The following is a 14,977-nucleotide window of genomic DNA, read 5'->3' as shown; positions in this document are numbered from 1 at the left end:
CCGCCGAACACCACTGACGGCCACCGCCGCACCGGGCCAGACGGTTCGGCGTGCAAGCTCCTCACGTTTTTGGTGGGTGACCTGTCCCGCAGGATGCACCACCCCGCTCGGGCCACCCGTCGGCCGACACCGCCGGCGCAAAGCCTGGTTCAGCGTCCAGCACTGCACCGATTGCCCACTCAAGGCCCGATGCACCGCGTCAAAACGAGGCCGGGTCGTCACCTGGCGCCCGCACCACGATCTGCAAGCCGCAGCCCGGGAACAAGCAATCGACCCACAATGGCAGGCTGAGTATCGGCGTTGGCGGCCAGTGGTCGAACGGGTCATCGCCTGGCTCGTCGCCCACGGCAATCGCCGCATACCCTGCCGCGGCGTCGTCAAAGGCGAACGCTGGATCCACAACCGGGCCGCCGCCCTCAACCTCCGCCGGCTCATCGACCTCGACCTCGACCACCAAAGCGGCTCCTGGAATCTGACCGCTATTCCAAGATCTTCATCGGCCTTCCAGGGCCGGTCCGGCGGATCAGGTCGCGGGAAAGTGACGGCGCCTCATCGGCGCAGGTGAGCGGGGGGCGGTGCGTCCAGCGGCAAGGCGGAGGAGGGAGTCGACGGTGGGGGTGCCCCCGCGCAAGCGCAGCCGAGCGTCGGCGACCGACGACAACGCAGCAGATGGGCGCACCGCCCCCCGCGTCCGCGACAGGATCCGCCGGACAGGGCCTAGCCCGCGGGCGCCACGGGAAGGCCCGGTGGGTCGCCGGGGAGAACGGCGGACCACCGGGCCTGTGTGCGGTACCGCAGGCCTTATCGGGCGCTGTGCGCGTCCGGGGTCGGCAGGTGCGGTGCGGGTGCCGCGGACGGGTCGGCCGTCGGGTGGGCGGTGCCGGTGACGCCGGCGACGGTGGCGGCGAAGGAGCGGGCGCCGGACGCCGTCGCCGGAAGGTCGCCGTCGGCCGCCCAGTGGGTGGTCGTCCAGGAGCTGTTCGCGGCGATCGCCGAGGCGATGGCGGTGCGGTTGGCCGGCGGGTACGAGGCGTTGCCGCCGAAGGTCTGCACGATCCAGATGCTGGCGGCCTCCTGGCTCAGGTAGGACGAGGCCGGCGCGGAGAGCGTGGACTCGCCGGACCACAGCATCGGGCCGTACGTGGCGGTCGCGGCGCCGCCCGCGACCGCGTTCTGCCAGGTCCAGGTGTCCTCCACCATGGCCTGGGTCGGTGCGGTCCACCAGAACCGGGCCAGGTTGGCGGCGACGTCCTCATGGGCCTTGCCGCCGATGCTCCAGAAGTTCCAGACCTTGTCCAGGACGACGTGCTCCAGCGCCTGGGTGGCGTTGTAGCCGACCGTCACCAGGCGCGTGGCCTTCGGGTCCAGGGCGTTGAGGTAGTTCTTGACCGGGGCGGGGACGGTCCTGCCGTTGGTCAGCAGGACCACGCCGGTGCCGCGGTAGCCGAGCGCGCCGGCGGCCGCGGCGGCGGCGATCGGGTCGTGGTACTCGCTGCCGTCGGCGACGAAGATCCAGCTCGGGGCCGCGCTGATCTGCCGGGCGACGCGGACCGACAGCGCGGACAGGTCGGGGGCGTCCAGGCGCAGCGGCTTGTAGCCGAGCGCCTGCACCTGGCTCGCCACCTTGGCGCCGAGGATGCGGGTGCCGCCGTTCAGGTAGACGGTTCCGCCCCTCGGCAGGGAGCGCTTGAGCTCCTTGGCCGCGGCGGGGTCAAGACCGCTGCCGGAGGTCAGCAGGACCGGGCCCTGCTTCTCGGCGGCCAGCGCGATCGCGGGGGCCGAGTAGGTGGCGTTGGCCTTGTTGACCAGCACCGCGGACCTGGCGGTGAGCAGGCCGGGGACGTGCGTGCCGCCCTGGGTGTCGAACGTCCAGCGGGACGCGGCCGCGTCGATGCCGGTGGAGCCGGTGCCGTAGACCCGGACCAGGGTGTTCTTGCGCAGCGGCTGCCAGGCGGGCCTGGCGCCCTGGCCCGCGCCGGTGACCTGCGCCGTCGTGCCGCCCGCCAGGTTCAGCAGCCGCACCGTCTGTACGTCGTCGGAGTCGCCGGCGTGCGAGGTGTGCGCCTCGTAGGCGAGCCGTCCGCCGGCCGGGTCCCAGGCCGGCGACAGATGGTCGGAGGCGTCGGTGGTGACCTGCTGGACGCCGTTGCCGTCCGCGTTCGCCGTGAACAGCTGGGTCCAGCCCGCCACTTCATGTGTGAAGGCCAGCTTGCCGCCGTCCGCCGAGAACACCGGCGAGGAACCGGACGCGATGATGTTCTTCAGCGCCTTGGTGGCCGGGTTGTATGTCCAGATGCCCTGGCTGTCGGAGCAGCCGCCGTCGTGCCGCCGTTCGAAGGCCAGCGTGCCGGCCGGGCTCGCCGTCGGGTGCTCGTCGCAGACCGTCGACGGCTCCTGGGCGTTCGTCAGCAGCGGCTCGGGCGCCCACGCGCCGTCCGAGGGCCCGTAGACGAGCTGGCCGGCCGTGCTGAAGACCACGTACCGGCCGTCCAGCCAGTAGGCCGGGTCGTCGTACGACGCGCTGGAGCGCACCTTGGTGGCCCAGGGCAGGGTGACGACGGAGGCGCCGCCGGTGACCCGGCCGGTGGCCAGCCGGCTCCCCCCGGCCACCACCCTGCTGCCGTCCGGCGACCAGTTCGGGGCGTGCCCGGAGTTCGGGATGCCGGAGACCGGACGCAGCCCCGTGCCGTCCGCGTTGACGGTCTCGATCCCCGTGGAACCGCCGTACAGACTGATCTGACCGGCCGTGACGTCATCCGTCTCCGTGGCGGCCTGTGCGCCCGGTGCCGCGGCACCGAGCAGACCGGCCGCCAGTGAGGCGGCCGAGGTGAGCGCCGCGAGAGGGCGGCGCATGCGAGATCTCAACGAGAGTCCCCCCAGATCGAGTGCCTGCCACAGCGCGCGCGTGCGAAGGGCGCGCGGTGCTCCAGGTAGCGGCGATCACTCGCCGGAAGCAGGACGGTATGTGATGCCGCTCGGGGGACACCGGAAAGCGCGTTCGAACAGTCAGTGAACAAACGGTGGGGCGGGCAGGACGGCCCCCTTGCCATGGAGGTGCTCCAGGGCCGCGGCGAAGGAACGGCAGTCGAAGACGGCCGAGTGCTCGGCGCCGGCCCCGGGCCTGGGCAGCCCCAGTACCTGCCACAGCCGGCCGACATTGGCGGTGCGCGTCTCGGGCGCGACCGCGTTCAGCCAGGGCCGGACGTTCAGGAAGGAGGCGTCGAGGAAACCGTGCTCGACCTCTTCCCCGCGGGCCCGCGCCCAGCCCACGTTCTCCCCGAGCACGACCATGTCGTTGCCGTACGAGAACACCGACTCCCCCCGGCAGAAGCCCAGGAAGTCACCGAGCGCCTCCGCCGCGGGGCGCCCCTCGCGGTCCACCGTCTCCTGGTCGATGCCGGTCAACTCGGTGAAATACGCGTCCAGTCGGGGATTGACCACGGGCCTGACCAGCGCCTCGTACTCCGCCACGACGGAGAAGTCCTCACGCAGGCGCAGCGCACCGATCTGCACGATCTCGCGCAACTGCCCCGGCGCACCCCAGTCCTGCTCCAGCGCCCCCGGCCACGACGTGAATTCAAGGTCGAACAGAACGAACGTGGGCACAGCTGATCTCCCTGGGGGCTCACACGGGTCGCGGCCAGGCTACCTCGCCACGCCTTGTCCGCTTGTCCGCTCAGCCGCGGAACACGGGGCCCCGGGTGTCGTACGGGTGTGTGATGACGCCTCGCGCATGGCGCCGGCGGCGGCTCCGGGGAGGAACCGGCCGGGTGACGGAGCACGGAGAAGGGGCGGGGAGTTCGTCGTGGGCAGGGATGGGGAGTCGTCCAAATCGGACGAGGAGTGGGAACGCTTCGTACGGGAGGCCGAGGCCGGGAGCGGGGACGCGCCCGAGGAGCCGTCGGCGCGGGCCCGGTCGGTGACGGGGCCGCTGCGCGAGGAGCCCGGCCCGCCGGACACGTGGCGCGGCCATGAACCGCCCCGGCGGCGCGCGGGCAAGGCCCGCTATGTGGTCGGTCTGCTGGTCGCGGCCGGTCTGCTCGTCGTGGCGCTGGATCCCGGGCGGGTGACCGGATGGTTCGGCGGCTCGGGCGGGGACGGGGACGACGCCGGCAGGCCGCTCGCCGCGGAGTCCAAGCGCCCGGACCAGCCCCCGCCGACCGCTCCCGCGTCTCAACAGCCCACGCTGGAGCAGCCGTTCAGGGGATCGCCGGCGGCTCGCTGGGCCGACGGCCCGGCGGGCATCGGGATGCCCGCCGCGCGGGCGACCGGCTGGATGAGCAAGGCGCAGGTCGCGCGGGCGCTCGCGCGGAGCCGGGACTTCCTCGTCCCGTCCGACCTGGACGCCGGTGTGCTGCGCGGCGAGCGGCCGGCGAAGGCGATGGCGCTGATGAATCCGCGTCAGCAGGACGTCCGGGCCTACCTGGCGGCCGCGTTCCGCACGCCCAGCCGCACGAACGATCCGCTGCTGCTGTTCAGCCGGTTCGACCCGGCGAAGGTCAAGCTCGTCGGCAACGTGGTCAAGACCCGGGGACGGCTCACCCACGCGGTCGTGACGGCTACCCGTTCGTGACGCCTACCCCTTCGTGGCGGGCGCCGCCGCGCGCACGGTGCGCAGCGTGCGCAGGGGCGAGAGAAAGGCCGGCAGGAAGCTCAAGGTCATACCGGCCGCGCCGATCCACAGCGTGGCCGCCGCCCCGAACACAGACCCCGCGGCCCCGCCCAGGACCCCGCCGAGCGGAAGCCCGCCCCACGTCACGAACCGGGCCGTCGCGCTCATCCGGCCCAGCAGCCGGTCCGGGGTGCGGGCCTGCTGGACGCTGGACTGGGCCACGACCCGCACCACCCCGCCCAGTGAGAGCGCGGCGAGGCCGACCGCCGCGACACAGGTGCTCCAGCCAGGGCGGGCGGCGGGCATCAGCGCGGTCAGCGGGCAGGTGAGAAGCGGCGCCAGCCAGATGACCGGGCCCGTTCCGAACCGCTCGGCGACGCGGGCCGCCAGCAGGGCGCCCAGCAGGGCACCGCAGCCCATGCCCGACAGGACGAGACCGACGGCGCCGGGGCCGAGGCCCGCCTGCCGCTCCAGGAAGACCAGCAGCATGGACTGGTACAGGACGAGGAAGAGGTTGAACAGCGCGTCGCCGCACAGGGTCGCGCGCAGCACGGGATCCCGGAGCACGAACTTCAGCCCCTCGGTCACCTCCTGCCGCAACCGCGGGCGTCGTCGCCCACGCGCCTCGGGCAGCTCTCTGGGCAACTCTTCGGGCAGCTGTTCCCTCACCCGGATACGGCTCGCGAGCAGCCCCGACAGGGCCATCCCGGCCGAACTCACCACCAGGGCCGCCGGGGCGCCGGCCCAGCCGGCCAGCGGACCCGCGACGGCCGGTCCGGCGATGCTGGTCACCGAACGGATGGCGGACAGCTTCGCGTTCCCCTCGACCAGACGCCCGCGCCCCACCAGATGCGGCAGAAAACTCACGTACGCGACATCGAAGAAGACGGTCAGCACGCCGTGGACCAGCGCGACCGCGTAGAGCCACCGGATCGACAGCAGGCCCGCCCACCAGGCCGTCGGTATCGTCGCGAGCACCGTCGCCCGCACCACATCGGCGCAAACCATCACCGGCCGCTTGCGCAGGCGGTCCACCCACGCCCCGGCCGGCAGTCCCACCAGCAGCGAACCGGCCGTGGTCAGCGCGGTCAGCAGTCCGACCTGGAAGGCGTCGGCGTGCAGGGCGGCGATGGCGGCCAGCGGCAGCGCCAGGAAGACGACGCGGTCGCCCAGTTGACCGAGTGCGGTGGCCGCGAACAGCAGTCCGAAATCCGCCTCGCGCAGCAGTCCGAGGTCCGCCTCGCGCAGCCGCCCGAGCCGGGCCCGCCGGGGCCTGGACGTACGGATGGGACCGGGCACGTGGTCACCTCACATCGACGGCGAACTCGTACACCACTTCACGGCGTACGTCCGGAATGACGATGTCGGCGGTCTCCACCGGCCGGCCGTCGCCGGCGTAGATCGTCCGCTCGATCCGCAGCACCAGGTCCCCGACGCCGATCCCGAGCAGATGCGCCTCGGCCCGGCCGGCCCGCGCGGGCCGGGGCACCTCCACGACGGTCTCCACGGCCACGCCGATCGCGCGCATCCGCTCCACGACGCCCTGGCCGCCGAGCGGACCCCGCTCCGGCAGGACGACCGGCGTCCCCCGCGTGAGCGCCATCGGCTCCCAGGAGTCGGAGAGCTGCACGGGCAGTCCGTCGGCGAGGAACTCGTACTGCGTGTTGACGCAAGGGTCCCCGGGGCTGATGGCGAGCCGCTCGGCGATCGCCTCGGGGGCGGGGACGCGCACCAGGCTGTGGGCGTCCCAGGCGCCGGCCCGGCCGCGCTCCGGCTGCCCGGCGAGGGCGCGTGAGCCGCGGTGCTCGCGATGCCAGGAGCGGAGCATCCGCAGGCGCTCGCGCGGCGTACGGACGTAGGTGCCGGAGCCCGCGCGTCCTTCGAGCAGGCCCTCGATGATCAGCCGGTCCACGGCCCGCTGCAGCACATTGCGGCCGACGCCGTACTCCTCGGCGAGCCGCGCCCGGGACGGCAGCCGCGTCCCGACCTCCCACTCCCCGGCGAGCACCCGGGTGCGCAACGCGTCGGCGACGGCGAGATACGGCGCCTGTCGGGGCATGGGCGGACACTCCGGTTGCTCGCGGTCGACGGATAGCTGTTCCGACGGACGTTCCGACGGATGTTCCGAACGGATCCGCAAGCTACTGCACCGCCGCGGAGCTACTGGAGCAGCAATGCGCTGCGTACGCGGCTGTCCGGGGTCAGGGCTGGCGCGGGTCCGGTTTGAGGACGGCGAACACCGCCCGGTCCGGGTCGGTCAGCCAGGCGATGCGGCCGACGCCGGGGACGTTCGCCGCCGGCATCAGCACCGTGCCGCCGTTGTCGCCGACCGCGGCGACCAGCGCGTCCGTGTCGGCCACCGCGAAGTACGGCACCCAGCGCGCCTCCTCCCGGGCGTCCTGCAACGGGGCCACGCCGCCGAAGGCCCCCGTCTGCTGGTCGCCCTCCGCGATGCTGAGCACCTGGTACGTCATGCCCGGTGCCTGCATCGCCTCGGCGCGCCAGCCGAACAGCCCGCGGTAGAAGCCGATGGCCGCCTGCGGGTCGCCGATGTGCAGTTCCACCCAGACCAGGGTGTCGTCCTCCGACGCCCGCTGAAGTCCCTGCGCGGACTGGAGCACGGCGAACTGCGCGCCCTGCGGATCGGTGAACTGGGCGAACGTGGCCTGGCCCAGGCTCACGGGCTCGGCGCGCACCCTGCCGCCGGCGCCGGTCACCGCGCGCGCGACGGCCCGGGCGTCATCGGTACGGAAGTACGTCATCCAGGCGGACCGGGCGCCCCGCTCGGTCAGCGGACCGAGCCCGGCGACCGTACCGCCGGCCTTCTGGAAGTAGCCGTAGCCGCCCGACTCGGGGCCGGCGGACACGAACTCCCAGCCGAAGACGGCACGGTAGAAGACGGCCGCCCCCTCGATGTCGGGGCTGCCGAGGTCGATCCAGTTGGGCGACCCGGTGCGGAACTCTGTGCCGAGCATGTGTCCTCCTGCTGCCGGTCCGGTGCGCAGCCGCCCGGCACGGTGCCGACGGAGCCGCCCGCCACTATGCCCACGGACACCGACGGACAAGCCCCGGACACGGCTCGCCCGACCGGACGCCCGACGGGTTTCACCCGGCCGGGGAAAACCGCCCTCGGCGAATCTGTGCAGGAGTGCCACACGGACTGCACACAGCCTTTCGAAAGGCTCGTTAGCGTGACTGCTCGCTCGATTCCCTGTACGAGCGTGACCAGGCCGTGCCCCCGGTGGGCCGACGGCGCAGTCGACTCAGGAAGACCGCAGATGGACTACTGCTCCTCGTGCCGCCGGCACCTCAACGGTGCCCTGGTCTGTCCCGGGTGCGGTGCCTACGCCCCCGACATCGCCCCGCCCGGCACGCCCGGCAGCCGCCCCGAGCCGTCGTCGCTGTTCACCGCGCCCCTACGGCCCGCACCGCCGGCGCCGCCCACCGACCACAGCGGCTGGTACGGCTCGCCGCAGGCGCAGACAGAGACGCAGGCACAGGCGCAGGCCGCCGACGGCTGGTTCGACGCCGGGGACCCCCACGCCGAGTTCACCGACGCGTCACCCGCCCAGCCCACGGACGCCTCCCCCGCCGACGGCACGGATGCCGCCAATGCCGCCAATGGCACTGATGTCACCGATGTCGCTGATGTCACCGACGCGCCGGCCGCCCCGCAGGGACGCGCGGCGCGGCGTCGGCAGCTGGCCCGCTGGAAGAAGAACCAGCGCCGGGCCGTCGTGGCGACCGCTGTCGCGCTCGTCGGCGGCGGTCTGACGCTCACCTCGCTGGAGCGCGGCTCCGGCGACCGGGCCCAGGCGGCCAGCGCGCCGGACAACCGCACCATGGGCCTGACCGAGGACCCGTCGGCCGCGCCCAGCCAACCCGCCTCCCCCGCGACACCCGCCGCCGCACAGCACCGGCACACGCCCGCCGCACCGGCGTCGGCCATGCCCACGGCCAACGTCCCCCATCAGCAGACCCTCGCCACGGCACCGCACACGGCACCGTCGGCCCCCCGCACGCACTCCGCGCCCCTGCCGGCCCACCCGACCACCTCCACCGCACCGGCCACACAGCCGCGCGGCACCACGCCCTCGTCGCGCTCCGGTACGACGCCCCGGCCGACGCCGTCCACCGGAACCGGCTCCACCAACACGGGCACCGGCACGGGCACCGGCAGCAGCACCGGCAGCGGCTCCGCCCCGTCCGCCTCGGACCCCTCTTCGCCCTCGTCGACGTCGTCGTCCCAGCTCTGCCTGGTCCTGCTCTGCATCGGTTGACCGGCATACGGTTCCGTTGGCCCGTCCGGTCCCGCACGGTCGTTCACCGTCTTCGCGACCGCGACTCGGCGACCCTGCGCGGCCGGGCGGACAGCTGAGCCGCGTGGGGCCGGCCCCTCTGTGGACCAGGGCGACCCGGCCCCTCATTGATCGGTTACGCTACGCGTCCGACAACCGGGGGAGATACACATGTTCGCAAATCGACTGAAGGCGGCCGGAGTTACGGCCGGAGTTGCCGTCCTGCTGGGCGCGCTCGCCGCGTGCGGCGGCCACGGAGGCGACGCCGCGTCGCCCTCGCCGAGCCCGAGCCCCGTCCACGGCATCAAGGACACGGTCAGCCACATCACCCGCACGACCACCCGGGCCACCCGGCCGCACCTGGTCCGGACGTGCACGCCGGGCACCCGCCAGGTCCGCCACACCTCGCGCACGGGCTCCGGCAGCCACCGCCACACCCGCACCTGGTACACCAGCGAGCACTACCAGAACTGCCGCACGGTGCGCAGCGGCACCGAGACGTACCGCAAGGAGCTGCGCCCGGAGCGCTGGTGCGTCCGCCTGGACGCCGTCGACGGTGACCGGAAGCGGAACGACGTCTGGTACCGCGTCGACCAGGTCGACTACGACCGCGCCCAGGCCGCCGGCGACCACGCCCGCCTGGACTTCGTCCCGGTGGTCCCTGATACCGGCTGCTGACTGAGTACGACAGCGGATGTGCCGGGGTGCGACGGGCGGCCACGATGGCGCCCGTGACCACGTCCTCCACACCACCGGCAGCGCCGGACCGCGGACCGGTCGTCGCCCTGCTGGTGACGACCGCGTTCCTGCTGCTGCCCCTCGTCTACGGCCTGTACTACCTCGCCCACGACTCCCAGGAGTGCTTCCGCCCGACCGGCTGCCGTGGCGGCCGGTCCGACGCGGAGACACTGCTGCACGGGGCCCTGCTTCTGATCGGCCTCCCCTCCGTCGGCGCCGTGCTCGGCGGCATCGGCGGATCCTTCCTGCGCCGCCGCCCCGGCGTCTGGGCGGCGACCGGCGCACTGCTCGGCGCCCTCGCGGTCTGGGCCGCCACCCTGGCCTGGCTGCAGCACAGCTGGAAAGGCGCGACCCTCATCTACTGAGCGGCCCTCTGCCTATTCGCCACCCCGCCTCCGGCTGATCGCCGACTCCACCGCCGCCACCCGGTCCGCCAGCAGGCCCAGGGCGGCCACCGCGCGGACCAGGGGGTCCCCCTCGGGGCCGCCGAGCGTGCGGGAGCGCACATACGCGGACTTCACGTCGGACCAGCGCGCGGACTGCTCCTCGCTCAACTCGCCCCGCAGCTCGGCCAGTTTCAACAGGTTGGCCTCGGCGCCCGTGGCGAGGGTCTGGGCCTCGGCCGTGTAGTGGTCGTCGACGACGGCCTCGCGTTCGGCGGCGTTCATGACCGGCCGCAGCCGCTGCGCGATCTTGTTCATGTCCCGGTAGGAGCCCTGGAGCCGGAAGGGGGGCTCGGCGCGGGCGGCCTCCGACTGGGCGGCGGAGGCGATGTAGGCCGTGTTGACCCGCAGGACCGTGTCGCGGACGGAGAGGAGATGGGTCAACAGCGCCACCACGCGGGCAAGTTCGGCCGAGGGCATCGGGTGGGTGAGGCGGTCGGCGTGGGCCGTGGGGTCGGCGGCGGCCAGGCGGACCAGCAGGTCCAGGTCGGCGCGGTCACGGGCGGCGAGCGGGGCGAGGACCGGGTTGGCGGTGAGGGCGTTCTCGACGAAGCTGACCGCGAAGACGTCGTCCTTGCCGGTGAGGACGTCGCCGAGGTTGCGCACGTCGGCCCGGTTGGCGAGCATGTCGGGGAGGCGGAAGCGCTCGCCGGACTCGGTGTAGGGGTTGCCGGCCATGCACACCGCGAACCGCTTGCCGCGCAGGTCGTAGGTGCGGGGCTCGCCGTCCCACACGCCGTCCACCCGCCGGGTGGCGTCGCACAGCGGGATGAACTTCTGCAGCAGCTCGGGCGAGGTGTGCTGGATGTCGTCCAGATAGAGGAGTGTGTTGTTGCCGGCGGCCAGCGCGAAGTTGATCTTCTCGATCTCGCGGCGGGCGGTGGCGTTCGGGGCGTCGGCCGGGTCCAGCGAGGTCACGGTGTGGCCGAGCGCGGGGCCGCTGACCTTGACCAGCATCAGACCGAGCCGGTCGGCGACGTACTCCATCAGGGTCGTCTTGCCGTAGCCGGGCGGCGAGATCAGCAGGAGCAGCCCGCCGGTGTCGGTGCGCTTCGACTCGCCGGTCGTGCCGAGCTGGCGGGCCAGGCTGTCGCCGATCAGGGGGAGGTACACCTCGTCGACGAGGCGGCCCCGGACGAACGCCGGCATCACCCGGGGGCGGTGGTCGTCCAGCCGGAGCCGGTCGCGTTCGGCGGCCACCAGGGCCGTACGGCGGCGCTGGTAGGCGCGGAAGGCCGGTACGTCCTCGGCGGCGAAGCGGGTCGTGCGGGCGAGGAACTCGTCGATGCGCAGAGGCAGTTCGCCGCCGGACAGGCGTGGGTGCGCGCCCAGGAGGCCGGCGGCGGTCGCGGTGAGGGGGGCGTCGCCGTCGTAGCGGGGCAGGCCGGGGCAGAGTTCGGCGGCGACCGCCTCGGCCAGCTCGCCCGGTCCGGCCTCGGCGCCGGTGGCCGCCGCGTACGCGCCGAGCCAGGCGTGCACCACCTGCCGGCGCGCGGCCAGCCCGGCCGGCCCGGTCAGCTCCGCCAGGCCGGCCGACCCGGTCAGCTCCGCCAGTTCGCCGCCGTAACCGCCCTCCGCCTGGCGGAACTTCTCCAGCAGCGTGCGTGCCGTGACACCGAGGACGAAGCCGTCCGGGCCGCCGGTCAGCTCCTCGAAGAGGTACGCGGCGGCCGGCGCACCGCCCGCCCGTGGATCGAAGGCCTCGATCGCGGCCGCCAGCTCCCCCTCCAGCTCCCCGATGGCCGGCACCGCACCGAAGGCGTCACGGGCGCGGGCCAGCGACACCGCCCGCCGCCGCCACACCGTACGGTCCTCGTCCGTCGTGCCGTGCGCCCAGAACAGCTGGGCGGCGGCGCGGGCGGCGGGCTCGTGGCGCAGGGTTCCGGCGCCCTCGTACAGGGGCAGCAGGGCGTGCAGCACGACGGTCGCGTCATGGTCGTGGACGCCGCGCTCGTAGCCCTCGTCGTACGACTCCTCGGCCGTCCGGCGGACCAGGCCCGGCAGGTCGTCGGCGGCGGCGAGGGCGGCCGGGCCGTGCTCGGCGAGCAGCCGGGCGGCGAGGTGCTCGGCGCGATAGACCTCGGGGGACTCCGAGGGCAGCGGGCGGTCCCAGTACGGGCGGGTCCCGACGAAACCGGGGTCCGTCACCGGGTGGCGGTAGTCGGTGCCGGTCACCGCGAAGGCCAGGGTGTCGCCGTACGGGACGAGGGTGAGGTCGAGCGGCTGGGTGTTGACCGCGAAGCGGTGGCCGCCGAGCAGCAGGGTGCGGCCGGCGTCGGCGTACAGGTCGGCGCGGTCACGCAGGGCGCGGTCCGCCTCCTGGCGGGCGGACTTCAGCCGGCCGTCGAGCTCCTCGGCGCGCACACTGTCGCCGAGCGCGCGCAGCTCGTCGGCGCCGCGGCGGACCTTGGCGACCAGCGGGTCGGAGGCGAAGTACGTGGTGACCGCGTCGGTGTCGGCGAGTGTGGCCGCGCGCCGGCCGACGGTCTCCAGCATGCGCCCGGCGGAGACGGCGAGCTGTTCGGCGCGGCGGGCGCGGGTGTCGGCGAGGGACTGCTTGCGGGCGGTGAACGCCTCGTAGATCTCGGTGCGCCGGCCGTCGAGTTCGGCGAGGAAGTCGTCGAACTCGGCGAACCTGCCGTCCAGGTCCTCCAACCTGCCGAGGACGGCGGCGAGTTGGTCATCGCACTCCTCGGGGGTGCCGGACGCGGCGAGCGCGGCGGTGACGGCCTGGGCGAGCAGCGCGGTCTCGGCGGCGAACTCGGCCCGCCCCTCGCTGTCCCGCAGCGCACGGCGGCGGCCGTCGAGGGTCGCGCGGGCCCGGTTGACGCCGCCCAGCACCTCGGCGATCCGCTCCAGCACGGCCGTACGGACCGTGGCGTCGGCGATGTCGAGGCCGGTCACGACCTCGGTGACCGTGCGCAGCCCGTCGGCCAGCTCGTCCAGCCGGGCCGTGACGGGCGCGGCGCCCGCGACGGTCTCCACGGCCGCCGCCTCGCCGACCAGCCGCTCGACCTCCTCCCGCGGGCCGCTGAAGGCGTCCTCGCGGGCCAGGAACGTCACCGCGCGCCGCCCGAAGGCCGCGAGGTCGGCCTCGGCGCCGTCGGCCAGTTCCCGGAGCCGGACCGCATCGACGTACCGCAGCTCGCGCAGCGTGAGCATGTGCCCGTGCGCATGCCGGAGTTCGGTCAGTCCGCGCACCCAGGCGGCGGCCTCGCGCGGGGCCTCGCCGCGCAGCCGGCGCACCACGGCGGCGATCCGCTCGGCGGCCTCGTCGAGGGCGTCGGCGGCCTGCCGGGTCAGTTCCCGTACGGTCTCGAACTCGCCCAGCACCTGCTCGGCGGTGCCCCGCAGTTCACCCAACGGGCTTGCCAGATCGCCCAGTTCGGGGTCGGCGAACCAGTGGTTGGTGTCGGCGGCGCGCACACAGGCCGCGACCAGCGCCCGGTAGCCCTCGCCGCTCTCGATGCCGTCGGTGACCAGCCGGGCCACGGACAGACAGTCGGCGAGCCCGCGCACCAGGTCCGCGTTGCCGACCCGGGCGAGCGGTCCGGTGCCCGTGCGCAGGGCGGCCGCCTGGGTGTCCGAGACGTACGGCGAGGTCCACCACTGGAGCGGATGGGTGTGCGCGGGCTCGTCACCGCCGTCGCGCAGCACGGCGAGCGCGCCGTCCTCGAACAGCGCCCAGCCCCGGCACGGCAGCGGGTTCGCGACCTCCTTGCGCAGCGTGTTGTACGACAGCAGCAGCGTGCGGCCCTCGGACCGGGAGGGGGACGGGGAAGGGGACCGGGACCGGAAGGCGTACAGCACGTCCTCGCCGTTCGGCGCGCGCAGCTCCCGCTCGAACTCCAGCCCGGTGACGTCGAGTTCGTACACCTTGTGGCCGCCGCCGGCCAGGCAGTAGCCGCCGGGGAAGACGATCCCCTGCTCCTCGGGCAGCCGCCGGCAGGCCTGCCCGATCCCGTCCAGCCGCACCACGGCCCGGGTCAGCGTGTCGAACACCAGGTAGCGGTCGGCGTCCTCCTTGTACGGCCGTACCCGCAGCAGGACCAGCGCGCCGACGCGCGCGTGCCCGACCGCCGCGTCCGCGAGGGACTGCAGCGGCTCCTGCACCGGCTCGGTGTACAGCGGCTCCCCGTCCGGGGTGCGCACGGTGAGGGAGCCGCCGACGGTGCTCACACCGAGCCCGCCGGGTACGGCGACGTACGGGTCGCGGCCGAGGACGTGGTCCTCGCGGGTGGTCTCCGTCCAGCTGACGTCCTGGCCGGGCGGGAAGACGTCGTCGCGGTCGCCGCGCGCGTCCAGGAACGCCAGCCGGCCGTCGTCGGCGACGCTCCAGCGCAGGACGCGGACGTCGTCGGCCTTCTCGCCGGTGCGGAACACCGCCAGCAGCCGGCCGTCGACCCGGCGCAGCCGCAGCAGCCGGGCCTGCCGGTAGTAGCGGTGCAAGGCGGTGAACTCCCGTACGAAGGCCGGGTCGTCGAGGAGTCCGGGGACGGCGTCCGCGGGCAGCGGCTCGCCGTCGCGGCGGTAGAGCGTGAGTACGTCGGCCGTGTCTGCTCCGCGATCTGCTCCGCCGGTTGCGCCATGTGCTCCGCCGGTTGCGCCGGTTGCGCCGAAGAGGAGAGCGTCTCCTACGGCCACGATGTCGCTCGGGGTGCAGGGGTGTCCGGTGCTGAGGCGGGCGGTGGCCACGAGGTCCAGCCGCGCCGAGCCGAACTCCTCGGTCCGGCGGGCGTTCAGCGCGGTGGCCCTCCGGGCGAGCTCGGCGGCGTGTGCGGCGAGCCGGTCACGGAGGACCTCGTAGGTACCGGCGTCGACGGTGGCCATGGGGATGGTTCCCTTCGTGGTCATGTGCGGGTGCATGGCGGCTGGTCGCGCAGTTC

The 14,977-nt window shown here is 74.0% G+C and carries 11 protein-coding genes; 5 read left to right on the top strand and 6 right to left on the bottom strand.

Translation table 11 applies throughout. The features are described from left to right. The first annotated feature begins 76 nt into the window (after positions 1–76). Positions 77–565: a transposase gene (locus IE277_RS17155; protein WP_189953253.1), complete on the top strand. Its 489-nt coding sequence runs from the start codon at positions 77–79 to the stop codon at positions 563–565. A gap of 236 nt (positions 566–801) precedes the next feature. Here the strand turns inward: IE277_RS17155 and IE277_RS17150 are convergent, their stop codons facing one another. Further along, on the bottom strand, positions 802–2,853 hold the full coding sequence (locus IE277_RS17150; protein ID WP_189953251.1) for a cell wall-binding repeat-containing protein: 2,052 nt from the start codon (positions 2,851–2,853) through the stop codon (positions 802–804). 153 nt (positions 2,854–3,006) lie between these two features. After that, positions 3,007–3,606, bottom strand: a complete 600-nt coding sequence (locus tag IE277_RS17145) for a 3'-5' exonuclease (RefSeq protein WP_189953249.1) — start codon at positions 3,604–3,606, stop codon at positions 3,007–3,009. 199 nt (positions 3,607–3,805) lie between these two features. On the opposite strand from IE277_RS17145, the gene IE277_RS17140 reads away from it, so the two are divergent. After that, entirely contained in the window at positions 3,806–4,573 is a 768-nt protein-coding gene (locus IE277_RS17140) for a hypothetical protein (protein WP_189953248.1), read from the top strand. 3 nt (positions 4,574–4,576) lie between these two features. Here the strand turns inward: IE277_RS17140 and IE277_RS17135 are convergent, their stop codons facing one another. The 3 genes from IE277_RS17135 to IE277_RS17125 all read right to left on the bottom strand — a co-directional run bounded on the left by IE277_RS17135 (position 4,577) and on the right by IE277_RS17125 (position 7,587). After that, positions 4,577–5,911 carry an MFS transporter gene (locus IE277_RS17135; protein WP_229881637.1) on the bottom strand — a complete coding sequence of 445 codons (1,335 nt, stop codon included), beginning with the start codon at positions 5,909–5,911 and terminating at the stop codon, positions 4,577–4,579. A gap of 4 nt (positions 5,912–5,915) precedes the next feature. Further along, entirely contained in the window at positions 5,916–6,671 is a 756-nt protein-coding gene (locus IE277_RS17130; protein ID WP_189953247.1) for a GntR family transcriptional regulator, read from the bottom strand. A 142-nt stretch (positions 6,672–6,813) separates the two neighbouring features. Further along, complete coding sequence (locus IE277_RS17125) at positions 6,814–7,587, bottom strand: VOC family protein (protein ID WP_189953246.1); 774 nt, start codon at positions 7,585–7,587, stop codon at positions 6,814–6,816. Between the two features lie 303 nt (positions 7,588–7,890). On the opposite strand from IE277_RS17125, the gene IE277_RS17120 reads away from it, so the two are divergent. From IE277_RS17120 to IE277_RS17110, 3 genes are all read left to right on the top strand, one after another. Next, positions 7,891–8,892 (top strand): SCO2400 family protein, encoded by a 1,002-nt coding sequence (locus tag IE277_RS17120; RefSeq protein WP_189953245.1) that lies wholly within the window; start codon positions 7,891–7,893, stop codon positions 8,890–8,892. Positions 8,893–9,081: 189 nt separating this feature from the next. Next, positions 9,082–9,588: a hypothetical protein gene (locus tag IE277_RS17115; RefSeq protein ID WP_189953244.1), complete on the top strand. Its 507-nt coding sequence runs from the start codon at positions 9,082–9,084 to the stop codon at positions 9,586–9,588. A 53-nt stretch (positions 9,589–9,641) separates the two neighbouring features. Continuing rightward, positions 9,642–10,013: a hypothetical protein gene (locus IE277_RS17110; protein WP_189953243.1), complete on the top strand. Its 372-nt coding sequence runs from the start codon at positions 9,642–9,644 to the stop codon at positions 10,011–10,013. 12 nt (positions 10,014–10,025) lie between these two features. Here IE277_RS17110 and IE277_RS17105 read toward each other — a convergent pair whose 3' ends face one another. Next, positions 10,026–14,945, bottom strand: coding sequence for a DNA repair ATPase (locus IE277_RS17105; protein WP_229881635.1), 4,920 nt, complete (start codon positions 14,943–14,945; stop codon positions 10,026–10,028). Positions 14,946–14,977: the final 32 nt, after the last annotated feature.

The organism is Streptomyces alanosinicus (genome assembly GCF_014650595.1).
In the GTDB taxonomy this organism is placed as follows: Bacteria; Actinomycetota; Actinomycetes; order Streptomycetales; family Streptomycetaceae; genus Streptomyces; species Streptomyces alanosinicus.
This window is presented reverse-complemented; position numbering and strand designations above follow the sequence as displayed.